An 18,748-nucleotide genomic window follows, 5' to 3' on the forward strand; every position below is an offset into this window, starting at 1 on the left:
ATGATATGCTAAGCGCTAAGATAACAATACGGAGGTATGACATCTTGAAGAAAAAGAAAGTTCAAAAGACGAATGCCATGCGACAGTTAGATAAAGAGAAAATCCCTTATTTAATTCACGAATATGCTTGGTCAGAGGACCATAAAGATACTGATCGTTCAGTCGACACACTTGAAGTGTCAGAACAAATAATATTTAAGACGCTTGTCGCAGTTGGTAATATCACAGGGCCAATTGTTGCTTGTATTCCAGCCAAAAAAGAATTGGATTTAAAGGCACTTGCAAGGGAAAGTGGTAATAAGAAAGTAGACATGTTGCATATGAAGGACTTGGAGAAAACGACCGGTTATATTAGAGGCGGTTGCTCACCTATCGGTATGAAGAAACACTTTCCTACCTTTATTGCTATTGAAGCTAAGTCACTTGATAAGATGGTTGTGTCTGCTGGTAAAAGAGGAATGCAGGTCGAAGTGACACCTGATGATTTACTGAGCATTACTAATGGATCACTTGTAGATATAACTGATAAGTGATTTGATTACTAAGTAAAAATAGAACAACAAAAAAAAGATACTGGGACAAAAAACTGAATATATAGGGAAATAATAAATTATACTAAAAAAGCCGGACGTTAGACTTCTAGGGGAATAGCATTCTGCGTGAGACTACAGGCTCACGCGATGCCTTAAGAATTGCTAACGTCCGGCTTATTTATGAAGAGGATGGTTTTTGTCCCAACCCCTTTTCAATATTTAAAATTTCAGTAGTCCTATAATAACCTAAGCTTTAGATACGACAATTTCACCATTTTTAATGTGAGCTCTGACTTGTTCTAAATCATCAGATTCTAATATTAAATCAGTAAGTTGGTCTTCAATTCTATCTTGAATCACTCTTCTCAATGGTCTTGCACCAAAGCGTTTGTCGTAACCGAGGCTCACTAATTTTTTCTTAGCGTCTTCAGTAACAGTGATGCTAATATCATTTTCCTTAAGTGTCTCTGATAACTCATTAAGCATTAAATCAGTAATTTCCATCAGATTTTCTTCAGACAATTCATTGAAGTTAATAATTGCATCAAATCTGTTTAAGAATTCAGGTTTAAAGTAATCACTTAAGTTCTCAAGTGTCGTTACTGACTCATGTTGACTCGCATTAAATCCAACACTAGCGTTATTGTCTCCTGTACCAGCGTTACTTGTCATGATAATCACTGTTTCTTTGAAGCTAACAGTACGACCATGAGAATCAGTAAGCTGACCATCCTCCATAATTTGAAGGAACATATTTTGTACATCAGGGTGTGCCTTTTCAATCTCATCTAAAAGAATAATTGTATAAGGATTGTGACGTACTTTTTCTGTTAATTGTCCTGCTTCTTCGTGACCAACGTAACCTGGAGGTGAACCGATAATTTTAGAGACAGCATGTTTTTCCATGTACTCAGACATATCTAATCTAATCATAGAGTCTCTTGTACCAAAAATTTCCTCAGCTAATGCTTTGGTTAATTCAGTTTTACCGACACCTGTTGGGCCAACGAATAGGAAGGAACCTATTGGACGATATTTAGATTTTAGTCCTGCACGGCTTCTTCTGACCGCTTTCGCTACCTTATCTACTGCCTGTTCTTGCCCAATCACTTTAGCACTAAGATTTTCACTTAGAAGTCTCATCTGATTTTGTTCTTCTGCTTGTATTTTTGTTACAGGAATACCTGTTTTCTCTTCAACAATTAATTGAATATCTGTGACATCAACATCTAAAGTCTTTTGTTCATCCTCTGCTGCATCCAATTGTTTTTGTAGTTGTAATTCTTGATATTTTAAGTGTGCTGCAGTTTCATAGTCTTCTTGTTCAGCAGCTTCATCTTTCTCTTTCGCAATTTTGTCTAATTTTTGTTTAATAGAGTCCGTATCATTTTCAGCATTTGAAAGGTTAAGTCTTGCACCGACTTCATCCATTAAGTCAATTGCCTTATCTGGTAAGAAACGATCTTGAATATATCTATGAGATAGGTTAACAAAAGCCTCAATTACGTCATCAGAGTAATTGACCTCATGGAATTTTTCATAGCGATCTTTAATACCTTTAAGAATTAATACAGACTCTTCTAAACTTGGTTCTTTAACAATGATCGGTTGTAGACGACGCTCAAGCGCTGCATCTTTTTCAATTTGACGATATTCTTTTAGCGTTGTTGCACCGATGATTTGTAGTTCACCTCTAGCAAGTGCTGGTTTTAGAATGTTACCAGCATCCATTTGTGAACTTTCTGCAGACCCTGCTCCAACGATTTGGTGAATTTCATCTATAAATAAGATGACTTCTTTTCGTTCTTTTAATTCAGATATTAATTGCTTCATACGTTCTTCAAACTGTCCACGCATAGAAGTGTTCGCGACTAGTGAAGCAACATCTAAAACGTAAATTTCTTTGTCCATCAATTTCGTAGGAACGTTGCCCTCAACAATTTTAAGTGCTAAGCCTTCAGCAATGGCAGTTTTACCAACACCAGGTTCACCAATGAGTACTGGGTTGTTTTTATTTCTTCTATTAAGTGTTTCAATGACACGCTTAACTTCTTTGTCACGACCAATTACAGGATCAATTTTCCCAGATCTCGCCTCGTCGGAAATATTATTACCTAATTGATCTAAAAGTCCGTCTCTATTGCTTTCTTCTCTTGTTCTAGTGCTCGTTGCACTGTTTCCTTGTCCGTTAAAGTATTTATTGTTATTCATTGCATTATTTTGACCTTTAAAGAAATCGTTAGAGTTCATCATTTGTCCTTGGATTTCTTGGAAACAGCTGTCACATAAATGAACCTGCATTTTTTGGTTATTAAAATTCATTGCAAGGTTAACATTTGCTTCGTTAATACCACAATTTTGACATTTCATGTGTGTTTCCTCCTTTTAAAAGTTTTTCAATCATAGTTCGTTTTGACTTTGACTATATTTGACTATGTTTATAGTATAAAGCCTGATATCAGTGACTTCAAATTATGTGCTTATCAAATTTATAATCATACCGAGAAGTTTGACTATCTTTGACTTATAATTTTATTATACATTGACCTTGTTTGACTTTCAAGTTTTTTATACTTTTTCTTTACAAAATCTATCTTCGTATGTATAGTTGATTACACAACTAATCAACCACTCATCAAAAGGAGGTCTTCATGTGTGAAAGCAGTACTAGATGACTCAAAACCTATATTCCAACAAATACACGAAATGATAGAGGACGACATAATTGAAGGTGAACTCCAAGAAGGTGACCAAATCCCCTCAACGACGGAGATTTCGAAATTCTATCAAGTTAACCGTGCAACTGCACAGAAAGGTCTCAGTGTCCTTGTTGAAGAAGGATATGCTTATAAACAACGTGGTCTCGGTATATTCGTCTCTAAAGATGCCCGGTCTAAATTATTAGAGAAGAGAAAAAATGAATTTAGAAAGCAATATATTAAACCTATGTTAGAAGAATCTAAACGCTTAGATATGGGGCTTGATGAAGTGATTAAGTTTTTAAAGGAGGATAATAATGATTAATTTAGACAATGTCGCATTTGCTTATGACAACAAATATATTTTAAAAGATATCAATCTTATAGAAAATAATCCGGTCATTATTGGTTTATGGGGAAGGAATGGTTCTGGTAAAACAACCCTTATGAAACTATTGTCAGGTTTAGAACACCCGACTTCTGGCACGGTCCATGTCGATGGTGAAATACCTTACAATAATATTGAAGCGATGAACCATGTTGCATTTATGCAAGAAGACCACCCTTATAGTGACTTGTGGAATGTTAATGACGCCTTAAATTACGCATCAAATTTTAATGATAAGTGGGATCAAGCTTTAGCTGATCAATTAATAGAAATTTTTCAACTTCCAAGAAAGAAAAAAATTCGTAAATTTTCTAAAGGTATGAAGACGATGTTAACTATCGCAATCGGACTCGCGAGTAAAGCACCCGTAACAATTTTCGATGAGCCATCAAACGGTTTAGATGCGCATATGAGAAAGCAATTCTACGATATCCTACTCGATTCATTTGAAGAAGATCCAAGGGTGATTCTCTTATCAACACACCATATTGAAGAAGTTGAACCACTGTGTGAAAAAATTGCAATTATAGATAACAATACGCTTCTAACCTATCAGGATACGGAATCACTTAAGACACGTGGTGTTCACTTAAGCGGTACAAGTGATGCTGTGAATGCTATTGCAGAACAGTACACAATTTTAGAAGAACGAAAGCTCGGCAAACAGCTCAACGTTATGATTGATGCACCGTATACAGAAGCATTAAAGCAAGAAGCTTTTTCTCACGGTGTTTCTATAGAAAAAGCTCCCTTCCAAGATTATCTAGTCAATTTAACTAAAAAGGAGGCAAAATTACATGCACACGCTTAATGGTCCTTTTAAAATCGTCGCAAAAGAAACTGGCATAACATTTTATATTAATATTTTTGTTACAGTCGCCATTTTTGCTCTCTTTATTTTTTTAAGCTCGTTATCATCTGGCGCTAATAGTGTTGGCGCACTTTTCGGTCCCTTTTATATAGTGTTTCTGACACTGCCATTTATATTCTTTAAAGCGTATCGATTCATACTCGGCTTAGGCGGAACTAGAACTCAGTTTATGTTATCAGCTTACCTATCAAGCATTTTATTTATAATAGCTGCATCAGTCGTACTGACTTTATTACACTTTATAGGGACAAATTTATTCGAGGATTCTTATTCTGTGTTTCACATGGCAGACATTTTAACTGACGCAAATATATTTATGTACTTTTGGATAGATTTCCTATGGCTATTCATTCTATTTGGTATCGGAATGTTTGCACAAGTTATCAATTTTAATATGGGAACAATGCGAACATTGATACTGCTTGGCCTAGTTATACTCGCTTCAATTTCAATCTACTTCTATATTGATTTTGGACCACTGTTTGAATTCATCATGACAGACTACACATTATTCATTCATATACTTGCAGGCGGATCACTAATCCTACTCGTCCTGTCATACTTCATGATGAGAAATGCGCCATTAGAACGTGGAGATCGTAAAATCGTTAAACCTTCAATTAAATAGTAAGATAAAATCCGTACATGTGGTCACGATCACATGTACGGATTTCTTTTATCGTAATTCTATTGTTAATATAAGCGATTTACCACTGACCTCACTAGTCATTTTTACTTGTTCTTCATCTGAAGTATCGATGACCGCTTCACCGGATAGATGGTTTTCATCTCTAAAGAAAAACTTCACTTTGTCGATACTAAAGAAATCGTGCTCTAGCATAGCGACCATACTATTAAGATGATCAAATTCTGAGTAATTCTCATATTCTAGTAGCTCTTTATTTCTTTCCTTAGTGAATTCTTCTAGTGATGCTCTATTAATGTGCATTTTCAATACTGACTCTGAAATTTCTAAGTCATCAAAATGTTTACGATCAATCGACAGTCTTTTTTCTCCCAGACCGACAATGTCATCAATATACGTAATTGTATGAATGCTTACATCTTCTAATTTTGAAGTATCTAATAGTTGTGTCATTTGAAATTCCTCACATGTTATTCAATAAATGATAGTTTGATTAAATCTTCTTCTATTTGTGTTCTTTTCTCTTCTAGGAATGGCGGCAAGTCTAAGTGATTACCTAGTGATTGATTTGCTTCATCATCTGTCATTCCAGGCCCATCTAAAGTTGCAATTTCAAACATGATGCCGTTTGATTCTCTGAAATACATACTCTTAAAAAAGTGTCTGTCAATGACACCAGTTGAGCGAAAGCCCCTCTTAGTTACCATCTCATGCCAGTACTTTAGTTCATCATCATTTTGAACGTTAATTGCTAGATGATGTACACTACCACGCCCAGGTTTTTCTCTTAGTCCATCTTTGTAAACAGTTAAAATTTCACCTTCATGATTACCATTTTTCGGCCTATAAAGGCGTTGGTTGTCACCACCTGCTACCTTTTCATAATCGAACAGTGCAATCAGTGTTTTTTCAAGCTTATCCAATCGTTTTGCCGTCAACTCAACAGTACCCATACTAATAATTTGATGTGCTACAGGGACTGCTGAGTCTGCCCAAGGAAGATAGTTCCCGTCGACTTGGTCTGCCACTTGAAGCACTAAATGTAAGCCATCTGGATCTACAAACGGTAAGCCTCTTTTACCAGCGTACTGTTTGATATCACCGTACTCTACCCCATATTCGTCAAAACGTTGTTGCCAGTAATTTAAAGCTGCTTCGTCTTTAACCAATAAGCCAATTCTAGTTATCGCATTGGTGCCTTTATGTGTCTGTCCGATATTAGGCATTTCAAAAAAGGTAAGTTCAGTACCTGGTGTGCCCTTCTTGTCGCCAAAAAATATATGATACATAGACGGATCATCTTGATTGACTGTTACTTTTAAACGTCTTAAACCGAGTACTTCATTATAAAATCGATTATTCTCTTCTGCATCTTTTGTCATCATTGAAATATGGTGATGCCCGAGTACTGAATTCATATAAATCCTCCTAGAATAAGTTGATTAAAACTACACCGACCAGCATAACGATTAAACCAAGCACTTGGATTGGAGCTGTTGGTGTTTTAACTGAACGGAACAATCCAAATTGTTGCACGAGTATACTGCCTGTAATTTGTCCAAATAGAACGAGTACGACAGTTGGACCAGTACCGATGATACCGACTAGTAAAATATTAATCGATACGTAGCAGGCACCAAATACACCACCTAACCAAACCCATATAGGTGCTTTCTCGGTAAATGGACGACTCACGGGCTTCAGGTTTTTATCGATAAAAATTACTAGCAGAAACAGAATAATTGTTCCTACTAAAAATGATAGGAATGCACCTGTTAACGGTGAATTTACTGCAACCCCGAGCTGGCCATTGACTGCCGCTTGAACAGCGAGCATGGCACCGCCAAATAAGCCAACCGCGCGCCACGGATTCTTATTAATATTGCTATTTGTATCTTTCGTTAATTTACGATTCATTAAGGTATCTCTCAGGACGACCGCAAATACCACGCCGACCAGTATAAAAATTACGCCAACAAATCGATTTAAACTGAATGGTAATATCGTAGACTCAAACCAACCAAAATGGTCAATCAACATGCTTGTAATAATCATTCCAATAATCGGCATCACTGCAGTTTCTATACTGCCGATCTTAGGGAAGATGATAATATTCCCTGTTAATGCAATCACACCACAAAGTCCGCCAAGCCATATCCACCAAGGGTGATTTGTTATAATCTCAAACGTAGGAAATAATGGTAAGCCCTGTGAGAGTACAACCAAAGCTAAGAGAATGGTTCCGACTAAAAATGACAACATAGAAGCTATGTAAGGAGAGAAAACGTAATTTCTCAGTTGTGAATTGACAGCGGACTGAAAGGACATTCCACTACCTATTACAATGCCTAATATTCCAATCATGTTCTCATCTCCTGTATTTTCCTTTATGGTATCACGATTTCAAAAAGAAATCCCTTTTGGAAACCAAAAGGGACAAATCGTCTTACTTATTATTTTGAAACTCATCTAGTAGCGCACGTACCTCATCTGTAGTTTCTGTACTCATCAGTTGATTTCTAAGTTCCCCTGCACCACGTATACCTTTAACGTAAATTTTAAAGAAACGACGGAGCGGCTTAAATAGTCTCGGCTCATCTTCTGAATACTTATCAAAAAGATCTAAGTGCAATCTTAATAGATCGAGCAGTTCTTCAGGGCTATGCTCTTTTGGCTCAACTTCAAAAGCGAATGGGTTTTGGAAAATACCTCGACCAATCATAACACCATCCACACCATACTTACTAACGAGTTCAAGCCCTGTCTTTCTATCTGGTATATCACCATTAATTGTAAGTAGTGTATTCGGCGCAACTTCATCACGAAGCGCTTTGATTTCACCAATTAATTCCCAGTGGGCATCTACTTTGCTCATTTCACGTCTCGTTCTTAAATGAATGGATAAGTTTGCAATATCTTGCTCTAGAACATGCCTTAACCAATCTCTCCACTCATCAATATCTGTATAACCAAGACGGGTTTTGACGCTGACTGGAATACCTCCAGCCTTAGCTTCTTGAATAATTTCAGCTGCGACTTCTGGTCTTAATATCAATCCAGAACCACGACCTTTTGTCGCTACATTCGGTACTGGACATCCCATATTAATATCGACACCTTTAAAGCCCATTTCAGCCATGCCGATACTCATTTCTCTAAAATGTTCAGGCTTATCGCCCCAAATATGTGCAACAATTGGTTGCTCATCTTCCGTAAAAGTCAATCTGCCTCTTACACTGTGTATGCCTTCAGGATGGCAAAAACTTTCCGTATTCGTAAACTCTGTAAAATAAACATCAGGTGCACTCGCTTTTGCAACGACGTGTCTAAAGACAACATCAGTGACATCTTCCATTGGTGCAAGCACAAAAAATGGACGCGGTAGCGTCTGCCAAAAATTTTCTTTCATATATGTCTGACCTTCTTATCTTTAAAATATCTCGTATAATCCATGATGAATATTACCACATAATACCTAATTAGACAAAGCAATGAAAACACCTGCAGATCGATATCTGCAGGTGTGATTTTGAGCCTACACTCCACCCAGTGATAAGAACACTGTAAATAGTAGAAGTGCTACGAGCACTATGGTTAAGAATAATAAATACCACTTATTCATACTTAGTCTCCTTTAACTAGCCATATATCAATTATACATGATAAGAAATCACTCCAGAGTAAATATGGAGTGATTTCGCTAATTAGTCATTATTTTCTTCTGTCTTCTTTGGTGCAGGTACAACAGCTTCAAGTGGTCTTGCTCTATAAACAAATAAAGCTAAGATAAATGCAACAATCGTAATAATAAAGATGACGAAATATACAAATTCTGTTCCTGCAACCATCGCATCAGTAATGGCTTGTGGTGAGGTTGGATCTTCCACACCATTTAAGTAACTCGCTTGTTTAGAGTTCAATAAACCAAGAAATACTGACACACCAATTGCACCGGATAATGGCTGTAAAGTAGACATTAGTGCAGTACCATGTGAATACATGTGTTTAGGCAACTGATTCAAACCGTTCGTTTCTGCAGGCATCATCATTGCTGAAACACTTAACATAATCAACATAAAGCCGACAATGATGACCCATTCTGGTGTATCTGCAGTCAGATTACTGTACATAAACATAACTGCTGCCAAGACAATGGTTGCTGGAACCATCATGACTTTCGGTCCTACCTTATCAAATAAGGCACCCATAAATGGACTCATTAAACCATTAAGAATACTACCAGGTAATAGTAAAAGTCCTGCTGCTGCTGCAGTCAAGCCCATTGGTCCCTGCATAAATACAGGTAGAATTAGCTCTGAAGCAAACATAACCATAATAATAATAATGAACATGATTACAGCATGGGCAAACATTGGAAACTTAAATACTCTTAAATCCATAAGCGGTTCATCAAGTTTAAATTGACGCATGGCAAAGAGTACAAGACTGATTACACCAATAATTATAGGAATGAATACAGATGCTGTCATAAATCCATTTGCACTTTCACCAGCATGACTGAATCCGTATATTGTACCTCCAAGACCAATTGTAGAGAAAACAATTGATAACCAGTCAATCTTAGGTTTTGTAATTTCAGTAACGTTCACTAGGAACTTCATTGCAAATAGAATCGAGAATATGGTAAATGGCACAACTAGGAAGAAGAGGAATCTCCAACCTAAATACTCGACGATTACACCTGAAAGCGTTGGTCCAATTGCAGGTGCAAACATTATGACAAGCCCTACAATCCCCATGATCTTACCTCTTTTGTGAGGTGGGTATAATAGTAAGAATACGTTAAACATAATTGGCATAATCAAACCTGTACCAACAGCTTGAATCATTCTACCGAATAGTAGGACACCAAATGTTGGTGCTGAACCTGCTACTATGGTACCGATTAAGAAAGTCACCATGGTACCGATAAATAACTGTCGTGTGGTAAACCAACCAATTAAGAGTGGCGATATTGGCATAACTATAGCCATCACCAACATAAATCCTGTCGCAATCCACTGAACTGTGGGTAGCGTAATATCAAATTCTTGCATTAAAGTCGTTAATGCAATATTTAGTAATGTTTCATTGAGTATCGCAAAAAATGCCCCGATGATTAAAGCAATCATAATAGGCTTGGTTTTAACATTCGGATTTTCTGAAAGAAACTCATACTTTACGTTTTCGGTCGTCATAATACACCTCGTATCTGTTTTTTTCTATAAACGTTTTGTCGACTAACAGCATAATTAGTGACCTAATTAAATATAAAGTATATAGTAACTATATAGGCAAGAGGTGATTTAATGAATTCAGAAATATATTTTTCAACTGGTGATTTCGCAAATCTTTGTAATGTTTCTAAGCAAACCTTATTTTATTATGACAAAATCAATCTTCTAGAACCGATCCATAAGGATCAAAACGGTTTCCGCTATTATTCAATTACACAGTGTGACACCATGTTCTTAATTGAATCGTTAAAAGAAATGGAAACACCACTAAAGGAAATTAAGATCTTTATAAATAATACAAACCCTGAGTCCATGATTGATTTATTTAAGAAAAAGTCTGAACAGATATCTAAGAAAATTGAAAACTTACAGTCCATCCAAAATTCAATAGAAAAGAAAATTACTCTAACCAAAGAAGCACAACAACAAGATTTCTCTGAGATTGTCGTACAAAACTCAGATATTGAATACCTATATGTGAGTCATCAACTAGTATACGATGATGAAGACTACAACAAAAAGGTAATTGCAGACTTTTACCATACAAGTATGGATACTTTGAATGAGAAATACGCAATTGGTGTTATCTTAAGAAAAGATGATTTTAATCTATCGACTGAAAATAATTTCAAGCATTTGTTCGTTAGAACAGAGTATACAAAAGAACTGCCCTTGGTTAAAAAAGATAAGTGTCAAGATGTGGTCGCTTATCATATAGGTGAGTACCGTAAAATGTATCAAACTTTCGATAAAATAAAAGCGTTTATAAATAATCATCAACTAGAGATTAAAGACAAGATATACTGCGAGCCTGTATATGATCGTATTGCAGTAAAAGATGCATCACAGTACGTGACAAAAATAACTGTCCCGGTTGAAGAGACAGAAGGGAGTATGTAATGAGTAAATCGACAAGTGTTGTAAAAACTGGTGTTGGATTCGGTACTGTATTAGCCGTCACAATTTCTTGGAGTTTACACCAATCTATACTATGGGCAATTATCCATGGCATCTTCTCATGGTTCTATGTTATTTACTATATAATTGTGAGGTAAGATTCTTATACAATAAAAAAAGCTATGCAGATTACCTAATGGTTCTGCATAGCTTTTGTTTATATGTTAATAATTAAACATGCATTTCAATTTCTGCATCTTCTTTAAGCGTCTCAACTAATTTTTGAGCAGCTTCACCTTCTTTTTGACTGACCAATTGTTCTTCTAGTTGAGGTTTCAGCTCATCAAATGAAGGCGGCTCTTCTTCAGTTTCCATCTGCTCTAACTGTTCGACTTGCTGATCATACAATTCTTTTAGTTCATCTTCTGAAGGTTCGATTTCTCCAGCTTCTTCAGCAATGAGTTTATCTACTCTGACTTGAAGTTGAATTTGTTCATCGACTTCTTCTTGATTCATACCTTGCTCTTCAAACATTGTGTAAAGTTCTTCTTGTGATTCAACACCAGCTTGTTCTGTGAGCTGATCTAGAAGTTCTGTCGTTTCTTCTTCTGATGCTTCAAGTTCTCTATTATCAGCTTCTTGAACGAGTAGCTCTTGTGAAACTAAGCCATCAGCCACTTGGGTTTTAAGATCATCCTGATTGACCTCTTCACCAGACATTTGAGACATCATTGCCATCTGCTGGAACTGAGCGTTATACGCTTCTTCGAACTCAGGTTTTTCGATTTGTGTACCGTTCACTTCTGCTACGACATCAGGTACATCTTCTAAATCTGGTTCAGGCATTTCTGCTTGTTCGCCTTCTCCGCCTTCACCTTGTGCTGACTCGCCTTCTGCTGACTGTTCTCCTTCAGCAGCTGCTCCACCAGATTCTTCTGACGAAGCTGTTTCTTCAGTAGCATTTTCTTCTTCTGCACTTGTATCTTCTGCACCTTCATCATTACTGCATGCAGAGACAACTAATAATGATCCTATTATTGTTAATCCCGATATCCATTTTTTCATATTTAAGATAACTCCTTTTAATAAAGTGTTAGAGGTCATTCTAACGTACACAAATTAAAAAATCATGTAAAAAGGGGTGTATATAAAAATAATTTCATCGATTTTGACTGTTTCGTGACCATAAATTTCTATGTAGAAATAAAAAAGCAGCAAACACGACAAGGTGTTTGCTGCTTCTATTATTCACTTACGCTTCTTTTTGCCAACGGAGTACAGGCTTACGAGAAGCTCTAGTTTCATCTAAGCGTTTAACTGAAGTTTTGTGTGGTGCTTCATGAATGATCTCTGGGTTATTCTCAGTTTCATCCGCAATTTGTAACATTGTGTCGATGAAGTGATCTAATGTTTCTTTAGATTCAGTTTCAGTCGGCTCAATCATTAATGCTTCAGCTACGATTAATGGGAAGTAAACTGTTGGCGGGTGAATATCAAAGTCCATTAGACGTTTAGCGATATCTAATGTTCTCACACCTTGTGCTTTTTGTTTATTTCCAGATAGTACGAATTCGTGTTTACAGTGTTGTGTAAATGGAAGTTCGTATTTATCTTGTAGGCTGCGCATAATGTAGTTCGCATTAAGAACTGCATACTCACTTGCTTTCTTAAGTCCTTCAGCACCAAGTGTACGGATATAAGTGTATGCACGTACGTTGATTCCAAAGTTACCGTAGAAGTTCTTAACCATACCGATTGAATCTGGACGGTTATAATCTAATTCATAGACGCCGTCGTTTTCAACAACTTGTGGTTTTGGTAAGAATTTTGCGAGCTCTTCTGTTACACCAATTGGACCTGAACCTGGTCCACCACCGCCGTGTGGGCCAGTGAATGTTTTGTGTAAGTTTAAGTGAACCGCGTCAAAGCCCATGTCGCCTGGACGAGTGTAACCCATGATCGCGTTTAGGTTCGCACCATCATAGTACATTTTACCGCCAGCTTCGTGGACGATTTCAGCCATTTCAACGATCTCAGTTTCAAATAACCCTAAAGTATTCGGGTTCGTTAACATTAGAGCTGCTGTGTTTTCGTTAACAACTTTTTTAAGGTCTTCTACGTCTACTAGACCTTTACTGTTAGACTTAACCTCTACTACTTTAAATCCAGCAACTGCTGCAGATGCAGGGTTTGTACCGTGTGCTGAGTCAGGAACAATAATTTCGTTTCTATGACCTTCACCATTTGCTTCATGGAATGCTTTAAACACCATTAGTGAAGTCCATTCACCTTGTGAACCTGCTGCAGGTTGTAAAGTGATTTCATGCATACCAGTGATTTCCTCAAGGTGAACTTGTAGATCGTACATTAACTCTAAAGCACCTTGGATTGTTTTAGTGTCTTGGTATGGGTGAATATGACTGAAACCAGGGTGTCTAACAACATCTTCGTTGATTACTGGGTTGTACTTCATCGTACATGATCCTAATGGATAAAAACCAGTGTGGATACCGAAGTTTCGGTTAGAAAGCCCAGTGTAGTGACGCATTAATTCTAATTCGTCTACCTCTGGAAGGTTAGCTGGCTCTTTACGAATATAAGCTTCACCAATTTCAGCTTTTAAATCAGTCTCAGGAACGTCAAGGCTTGGTAGGTGGTATCCTACTCGTCCTTCTTTACTGCGTTCAAAAATTAATGGAAAGTTTTCATTAGCCATTGTTAATTGCCCCCAATTCTTTAGCGAATGCATCGATTTCATCTTTAGAACGGATCTCAGTCGTTGCGATTAGCATGTGGTTCTCAAATTCTGGGTAGATACGTCCAAGATCAAAACCACCAACGATTCCTTTTTCGAATAATTGTTCATTAACTTCCTGAACAGGTTTGTTTAACTCAACAACAAATTCGTTAAAGAATGCACCGTCAAATGCTGCTTTAATACCTGCGTCTGCAAGTTGTTGTTTAGTGTAACGTGATTTTTGTAAGTTTAACTCTGACATTTCTTTCACACCATTCTTACCTAAAGCACTCATCGCTGCAGAACTTGCTACTGCGTTTAATGCTTGGTTAGAAGTGATGTTAGAAGTCGCTTTCTCACGTCTGATGTGCTGCTCACGTGTTTGTAAAGCAAGCACGAATCCACGTTGACCATCTTCGTCAACTGTTTCACCAACAAAACGGCCAGGTACTTTACGCATTAACTTTTCAGTTGTTGCGAAGTAACCACAGTGTGGCCCACCAAGTTGAGCAGGAATACCAAATACTTGAGTATCACCGACAACGATGTCTGCACCGAACTCTGCAGGTGGTGTAAGGTAACCTAAAGCTAATGGGTTACTTGAAACGATCATCATCGCTTTTGGTGATGATTTAACAATTTCATTTATTTTATCGAGAGGTTCAATTTGTCCTAAGAAGTTAGGATATTGTACGATAACACCTGCTGTGTCTTCATTCACTTCTTTTTCAAGTTGGTCAAGGTCCGTACGTCCATCTACAAGGTCAATTTCAACAATTTCAATGTTTTTACCTTTAGATGCTGTCTTAACTAATTCACGGTACTCAGGATGTAATGCTTTTGAAACAAGTAGACGGCTCTTCTTAGTTTGAACGTTAGCCAAATACATAGCTTCAACTACAGCTGTACCACCATCATATAATGAAGAGTTTACAATAGGCATTCCTGTAATTTCAGAAACCATTGTTTGGAACTCGAACATTGCCTGAAGTTCACCTTGGGTCATTTCCGGTTGGTATGGTGTGTAAGAAGTATAGAACTCCTGTCTAGAAATAACATGGTCTACGACTGATGGAATAAAATGGTCATAAACACCAGCACCAAGGAATGAAGTGTACTCTTGAAGGTTAGCATTTTTAGATGCCATGGCGTTCAATTCTTTCTTCAGCTCGTACTCATTCTTAGGTTCTTTCAGGTCTAGCTCTCTCTTCAGTCTAACTTTTTCTGGAATATCAGAAAAAAGTTCGTCTGTGGATTTTACACCGATTTTTTCTAACATCTGTGCTTTATCAGCTTCTGTAGCTGGTAAAAAACGAAAATCCATTACATTTTCCTCCCTATTCTTCCTGTATAATAATATTATTATTATTGTATCTAGTCTGGAGTTCGCTCCAGAAGTAGAATTTACTCATGGAGACGCTACTATTTAGAGCGCTTTCAGAAAATGATTAGTTTCTGAATATTTATCCATACATTCATTATTATAACGATAAGTCACAGATATTAAAAGTATTTGTTATTATACTTTTGTACATTTTGCACAAATAATTATGTTACATTGTGAACCCTTTGTAGTCAGAACATATATAGTCCATTATAATAATATGAATTAACTTCTTATAGAAAGAGAGCATCACTTTATGCAACCTATACTACATGGATTTTTACTTGCACTAGGATTAATTTTACCGCTCGGCGCACAAAACGTTTTCGTCTTTAATCAAGGCGCAAATCATAAGAAACTCACTGGCGCATTACCTGTCGTTATAACAGCAGGTCTAGCGGATACCTTCCTTATATTAATGGCAGTACTCGGCGTTTCATTAATCTTGATATCCTTACCTGCCCTACAATTAGTTATCTATATAATCGGTTTTGTCTTTCTCATATATATGGCCTGGTCACTTTGGCATGAAAAGCCAACTCATCTAGAAGAACAGCAATCGATGAGTGGTAAGAAACAAGTCGGTTTCGCACTATCTGTTTCCTTATTAAATCCGCATGCCATCATGGATACTATCGGCGTCATTGGTACAAGTGCCACAGTCTATGACGGTGGGGATAAAGTTGTCTTCACCGCTTCAACCATTATTGTGTCATGGCTCTGGTTTATCTTGTTATCTATAGTCGGACGGGTTGTTGGGAATATTGACAAAACAGGGAAGTACATATTAATACTAAATAAATTCTCAAGTATTATTGTCTTAATCGTCAGCTTGGTTATTCTGAAAAACATTATTGAGTTGATCTTTTAGGTTATGGTAGGTTGCGCGAAGTCGTTTATATTTCGAAGCGGAGACCCGCCATTTCATCCGCTTCGTTTTTACTTCGAAGCGGACCCTCACCATTACATCAGCTTCGTTTTATTTTCGAAGCGGAGCTACACCATTACATCCGCTTCGTTTTATCTTAGAAGCGGAGCCCCGCCATTTCATCCGCTTCGTTTTTACTTCGAAGCGGACCCTCACCATTACATCAGATTCGTTTTATCTTCGAAGCGGAGACCCGCCATTTCATCCGCTTCGTTTTTACTTCGAAGCGGACCCTCACCATTACATCAGCTTCGTTTTACTTTCGAAGCGGAGCCTCACCATTACATCAGCTTCGTTTTATCTTCGAAGCGGAGCTTCACCCATTCATCCGCTTCGTTTTTATTTCAAAGCGGACCTACACCATTAAATCAGCTCCTTTTAATAAAAAGACAGATTACCATAACAAGTAACCTGCCTCTTTTAATCTACGCAGTAAATTTATCTTTAATTTTATCGATACTCTCTTGAGCAATATCCTTACTAAGTAAATAATTCTCAATCGATTGATAATTATCCATAATATGATTGTAAGCCTTTAAAATATAGTCTCTATTAGAATACAAATAAGATTCGGGGATTCTCGCTGGTAATCCTTTAATATTCTGGAAAGACTCTAAGTTTGTATACGTCACTTCATAATTCGACACAATGTCTTTTTTACTCACACCCACAAGCCCTAGCAATAACATTGCAATAATACCTGTTCGGTCTTTACCTGCCATACAATGGAAGATCAAACCACCTTCAGAATTCGCAATCACATCAAATACTTCCTTAATGGTTTTGGATTCTTCTAAAACTGACACATAGAATTCACCCATCGTTTCTGCCACATCTGCATTTAGTTCAGAAACAGGCTGAACGGCTAAGGGGATATTATGATAATCACAAAAGTCTTCAGTACTTAAAGGATTACGATGAATAGAAGTTTCATCATCGCCCCTTAAATCGATTACAGTCTTCACACCATAATCTTTTAGAAACTCGATCTCTTCAGCATTGATGTTTGCCATATTATCCGATCGTAGAAATGTGTGCCACTTTGTTTGACTACCATTCCCTGTTTCATAACCACCTAGCTCGCGGCAATTTTCCAAGTTTGTTAAAGGTAAACGCACCCAGTTCAATTGTGCTTTGTTATTCATTAGTAACCTCCACAATAATTTTAATCATAAAGATCATTTTACCAATGGAATGTTAAGGTCTATCGATTATTTAGTAAATATGTGTTTACTTTAGTGCTTTTCATTTTTAAAATAATACCTGAAATGATTCATTGGAGGTTTCGTGAATGGGAGATAGAATTTTTCGTCTACTTATATTATTTATTGATGTATTCTTTTTTCTTTTTACATAACTATCATGGCAGAATTTGTAGGGGTTGACTACATGGCTTTCCCATACGTCATCTTAACGATATATTTCATTGTCGCAACCTTAACACACCCATTTAATGGTCTAGAAACTGAAGACAAATTTTCACAAACTAAGATACCTAATTCTAAATTCACACTAATTTCCGCCTATATTTTAGCACCTATTATATACATCTATAGCCTTATAAAAAATAAAGATTCAGAGTGACATCACTCTGAATCTTTTAACCTCACTTGGTAAAAACACACAGCAATCAAGTCCTTTTTATAATTAAAACATCTCTATTCAATCATGCATTATTTTTTATTGCAAACTTTTTACCGTCGACTGACAAGTCACATCCATAGGTATGAGGTTTGGAAAATTGTTTTAGTAAGCAATGCCTACACGTTTTTTTATAAACTCTCTACTATTAATTTGGTTAAATGCAAATTCTGCTGTATCCGAAACTGAAATTTTTACTCCACCGTTCGGTAAAAAGCCACTTTCTATTCTATATTTACCTACGCTTTCTTCATCAGGTAAATATGTAGGACAAACAATCGTCCAGTCCAAGTTAGAATTTCTAAGCACGTCAAAGACTTTATTGTGTTCCTCAGCAGCACGTGTTGACTTCTGCCTTGACTCGCTTGATTGATAACGTAGTATCTCAGGATTTACTCTACTTTGTAAAATCCCCGCCGTGCCTATGGTAATAATGCGTTTTACATCGTTTCTTTCCATAGATTCTATAATATACGGAATACTTTTTGATAGTGTAGTTCCACCATCGGTATTGAGTGCACTAATAACCACATCAATGTCTTCCATTACGTTTATGACATCCTCTTTATTTAATACATCGCCTGCAATAATTGTTAAATTTCTATGATTTATTTGTAGCTTTTCTGGACTACGGACTAGTGTAGTCACATGATGCTGATCACGAAGTGCATGTTTAACTATTTTACACCCAACTCGTCCCGTGCCACCTAAAACTAATATATTCATTAAATTCACTCCTCTGCTTTCATTATATTTAGATATACATGTATGAACAAAAGGTTCAGAG

General features: G+C 36.8%; 19 protein-coding genes. 8 read left to right on the plus strand and 11 right to left on the minus strand.

Features of this window, described 5'->3' with window-relative positions; translation table 11 throughout:
• Positions 1-77: 77 nt before the first annotated feature.
• Entirely contained in the window at positions 78-533 is a 456-nt protein-coding gene (gene ybaK, locus V6E76_RS09045) for a Cys-tRNA(Pro) deacylase (protein ID WP_499797795.1), read from the plus strand.
• A gap of 246 nt (positions 534-779) precedes the next feature.
• Here the strand turns inward: ybaK and V6E76_RS09050 are convergent, their stop codons facing one another.
• On the minus strand, positions 780-2,903 hold the full coding sequence (locus tag V6E76_RS09050) for an ATP-dependent Clp protease ATP-binding subunit (RefSeq protein ID WP_247352282.1): 2,124 nt from the start codon (positions 2,901-2,903) through the stop codon (positions 780-782).
• 285 nt (positions 2,904-3,188) lie between these two features.
• Here V6E76_RS09050 and V6E76_RS09055 point away from each other — a divergent pair, with 285 nt between their 5' ends.
• The 3 genes from V6E76_RS09055 to V6E76_RS09065 are packed head-to-tail and all read left to right on the plus strand — an operon-like array spanning position 3,189 to position 5,119.
• Positions 3,189-3,557 (plus strand): GntR family transcriptional regulator, encoded by a 369-nt coding sequence (locus tag V6E76_RS09055; RefSeq protein ID WP_247352280.1) that lies wholly within the window; start codon positions 3,189-3,191, stop codon positions 3,555-3,557.
• On the plus strand, positions 3,550-4,431 hold the full coding sequence (locus tag V6E76_RS09060; RefSeq protein ID WP_035856351.1) for an ABC transporter ATP-binding protein: 882 nt from the start codon (positions 3,550-3,552) through the stop codon (positions 4,429-4,431). The genes V6E76_RS09055 and V6E76_RS09060 overlap by 8 nt, the downstream gene beginning before the upstream one ends.
• Positions 4,418-5,119, plus strand: coding sequence for a hypothetical protein (locus tag V6E76_RS09065; protein ID WP_499797794.1), 702 nt, complete (start codon positions 4,418-4,420; stop codon positions 5,117-5,119). Before V6E76_RS09060 ends, V6E76_RS09065 begins: the two co-directional genes overlap by 14 nt.
• Before the next feature lie 48 nt (positions 5,120-5,167).
• Here the strand turns inward: V6E76_RS09065 and V6E76_RS09070 are convergent, their stop codons facing one another.
• From V6E76_RS09070 to V6E76_RS09090, 5 genes are all read right to left on the minus strand, one after another.
• Positions 5,168-5,590 (minus strand): hypothetical protein, encoded by a 423-nt coding sequence (locus V6E76_RS09070; RefSeq protein ID WP_247352263.1) that lies wholly within the window; start codon positions 5,588-5,590, stop codon positions 5,168-5,170.
• A gap of 17 nt (positions 5,591-5,607) precedes the next feature.
• Positions 5,608-6,555 (minus strand): VOC family protein, encoded by a 948-nt coding sequence (locus V6E76_RS09075; protein ID WP_247352256.1) that lies wholly within the window; start codon positions 6,553-6,555, stop codon positions 5,608-5,610.
• 10 nt (positions 6,556-6,565) lie between these two features.
• Entirely contained in the window at positions 6,566-7,501 is a 936-nt protein-coding gene (locus V6E76_RS09080; RefSeq protein ID WP_247352224.1) for a DMT family transporter, read from the minus strand.
• 82 nt (positions 7,502-7,583) lie between these two features.
• Positions 7,584-8,546: a tRNA dihydrouridine synthase gene (locus V6E76_RS09085; RefSeq protein WP_247352217.1), complete on the minus strand. Its 963-nt coding sequence runs from the start codon at positions 8,544-8,546 to the stop codon at positions 7,584-7,586.
• Between the two features lie 295 nt (positions 8,547-8,841).
• Positions 8,842-10,335: an MDR family MFS transporter gene (locus V6E76_RS09090; protein ID WP_247352213.1), complete on the minus strand. Its 1,494-nt coding sequence runs from the start codon at positions 10,333-10,335 to the stop codon at positions 8,842-8,844.
• Positions 10,336-10,446: 111 nt separating this feature from the next.
• Between V6E76_RS09090 and V6E76_RS09095 the strand changes: the two genes are divergently transcribed.
• Together V6E76_RS09095 and V6E76_RS09100 are read left to right on the plus strand one after the other, a co-directional pair.
• Positions 10,447-11,274 (plus strand): MerR family DNA-binding transcriptional regulator, encoded by an 828-nt coding sequence (locus V6E76_RS09095; RefSeq protein WP_247352211.1) that lies wholly within the window; start codon positions 10,447-10,449, stop codon positions 11,272-11,274.
• Positions 11,274-11,429 carry a hypothetical protein gene (locus V6E76_RS09100; protein ID WP_166626206.1) on the plus strand — a complete coding sequence of 52 codons (156 nt, stop codon included), beginning with the start codon at positions 11,274-11,276 and terminating at the stop codon, positions 11,427-11,429. The genes V6E76_RS09095 and V6E76_RS09100 overlap by 1 nt, the downstream gene beginning before the upstream one ends.
• Positions 11,430-11,502: 73 nt before the next feature.
• On the opposite strand, the gene V6E76_RS09105 is transcribed toward V6E76_RS09100, so the two are convergent.
• The 3 genes from V6E76_RS09105 to gcvPA all read right to left on the minus strand — a co-directional run bounded on the left by V6E76_RS09105 (position 11,503) and on the right by gcvPA (position 15,332).
• Complete coding sequence (locus V6E76_RS09105) at positions 11,503-12,336, minus strand: SurA N-terminal domain-containing protein (RefSeq protein ID WP_247352209.1); 834 nt, start codon at positions 12,334-12,336, stop codon at positions 11,503-11,505.
• A 187-nt stretch (positions 12,337-12,523) separates the two neighbouring features.
• Positions 12,524-13,987 (minus strand): aminomethyl-transferring glycine dehydrogenase subunit GcvPB, encoded by a 1,464-nt coding sequence (gcvPB, locus tag V6E76_RS09110; RefSeq protein WP_247352208.1) that lies wholly within the window; start codon positions 13,985-13,987, stop codon positions 12,524-12,526.
• Positions 13,980-15,332 carry an aminomethyl-transferring glycine dehydrogenase subunit GcvPA gene (gene gcvPA / locus V6E76_RS09115; RefSeq protein WP_247352206.1) on the minus strand — a complete coding sequence of 451 codons (1,353 nt, stop codon included), beginning with the start codon at positions 15,330-15,332 and terminating at the stop codon, positions 13,980-13,982. Before gcvPA ends, gcvPB begins: the two co-directional genes overlap by 8 nt.
• Before the next feature lie 316 nt (positions 15,333-15,648).
• Here gcvPA and V6E76_RS09120 point away from each other — a divergent pair, with 316 nt between their 5' ends.
• Positions 15,649-16,263: a LysE family transporter gene (locus V6E76_RS09120; RefSeq protein WP_247352204.1), complete on the plus strand. Its 615-nt coding sequence runs from the start codon at positions 15,649-15,651 to the stop codon at positions 16,261-16,263.
• Between the two features lie 482 nt (positions 16,264-16,745).
• Here the strand turns inward: V6E76_RS09120 and V6E76_RS09125 are convergent, their stop codons facing one another.
• Positions 16,746-17,465, minus strand: a complete 720-nt coding sequence (locus V6E76_RS09125; protein ID WP_247352202.1) for a tyrosine-protein phosphatase — start codon at positions 17,463-17,465, stop codon at positions 16,746-16,748.
• Positions 17,466-17,682: 217 nt separating this feature from the next.
• On the opposite strand from V6E76_RS09125, the gene V6E76_RS09130 reads away from it, so the two are divergent.
• Entirely contained in the window at positions 17,683-17,904 is a 222-nt protein-coding gene (locus tag V6E76_RS09130) for a hypothetical protein (RefSeq protein WP_247352200.1), read from the plus strand.
• A gap of 162 nt (positions 17,905-18,066) precedes the next feature.
• On the opposite strand, the gene V6E76_RS09135 is transcribed toward V6E76_RS09130, so the two are convergent.
• Entirely contained in the window at positions 18,067-18,687 is a 621-nt protein-coding gene (locus tag V6E76_RS09135) for an NAD(P)-dependent oxidoreductase (RefSeq protein WP_198687098.1), read from the minus strand.
• Positions 18,688-18,748 lie beyond the last annotated feature (61 nt).

Origin of the sequence: Jeotgalicoccus huakuii, from assembly GCF_036665975.1 — a bacterium.
Classification (GTDB): Bacteria; Bacillota; Bacilli; order Staphylococcales; family Salinicoccaceae; genus Jeotgalicoccus; species Jeotgalicoccus marinus.

What these genes read in the sequence shown, in the direction of transcription:
- ybaK (WP_499797795.1), top strand. Translation starts at nt 78, where the DNA reads ATGCGACAGTTAGATAAAGAGAAAATCCCTTATTTAATTCACGAATAT.
- V6E76_RS09050 (WP_247352282.1), bottom strand. Translation starts at nt 2,903, where the DNA reads ATGAAATGTCAAAATTGTGGTATTAACGAAGCAAATGTTAACCTTGCA.
- V6E76_RS09060 (WP_035856351.1), top strand. Translation starts at nt 3,550, where the DNA reads ATGATTAATTTAGACAATGTCGCATTTGCTTATGACAACAAATATATT.
- V6E76_RS09065 (WP_499797794.1), top strand. Translation starts at nt 4,418, where the DNA reads ATGCACACGCTTAATGGTCCTTTTAAAATCGTCGCAAAAGAAACTGGC.
- V6E76_RS09070 (WP_247352263.1), bottom strand. Translation starts at nt 5,590, where the DNA reads ATGACACAACTATTAGATACTTCAAAATTAGAAGATGTAAGCATTCAT.
- V6E76_RS09075 (WP_247352256.1), bottom strand. Translation starts at nt 6,555, where the DNA reads ATGAATTCAGTACTCGGGCATCACCATATTTCAATGATGACAAAAGAT.
- V6E76_RS09080 (WP_247352224.1), bottom strand. Translation starts at nt 7,501, where the DNA reads ATGATTGGAATATTAGGCATTGTAATAGGTAGTGGAATGTCCTTTCAG.
- V6E76_RS09085 (WP_247352217.1), bottom strand. Translation starts at nt 8,546, where the DNA reads ATGAAAGAAAATTTTTGGCAGACGCTACCGCGTCCATTTTTTGTGCTT.
- V6E76_RS09090 (WP_247352213.1), bottom strand. Translation starts at nt 10,335, where the DNA reads ATGACGACCGAAAACGTAAAGTATGAGTTTCTTTCAGAAAATCCGAAT.
- V6E76_RS09095 (WP_247352211.1), top strand. Translation starts at nt 10,447, where the DNA reads ATGAATTCAGAAATATATTTTTCAACTGGTGATTTCGCAAATCTTTGT.
- V6E76_RS09100 (WP_166626206.1), top strand. Translation starts at nt 11,274, where the DNA reads ATGAGTAAATCGACAAGTGTTGTAAAAACTGGTGTTGGATTCGGTACT.
- V6E76_RS09105 (WP_247352209.1), bottom strand. Translation starts at nt 12,336, where the DNA reads ATGAAAAAATGGATATCGGGATTAACAATAATAGGATCATTATTAGTT.
- gcvPB (WP_247352208.1), bottom strand. Translation starts at nt 13,987, where the DNA reads ATGGCTAATGAAAACTTTCCATTAATTTTTGAACGCAGTAAAGAAGGA.
- gcvPA (WP_247352206.1), bottom strand. Translation starts at nt 15,332, where the DNA reads ATGGATTTTCGTTTTTTACCAGCTACAGAAGCTGATAAAGCACAGATG.
- V6E76_RS09120 (WP_247352204.1), top strand. Translation starts at nt 15,649, where the DNA reads ATGCAACCTATACTACATGGATTTTTACTTGCACTAGGATTAATTTTA.
- V6E76_RS09125 (WP_247352202.1), bottom strand. Translation starts at nt 17,465, where the DNA reads ATGAATAACAAAGCACAATTGAACTGGGTGCGTTTACCTTTAACAAAC.
- V6E76_RS09130 (WP_247352200.1), top strand. Translation starts at nt 17,683, where the DNA reads ATGGCAGAATTTGTAGGGGTTGACTACATGGCTTTCCCATACGTCATC.
- V6E76_RS09135 (WP_198687098.1), bottom strand. Translation starts at nt 18,687, where the DNA reads ATGAATATATTAGTTTTAGGTGGCACGGGACGAGTTGGGTGTAAAATA.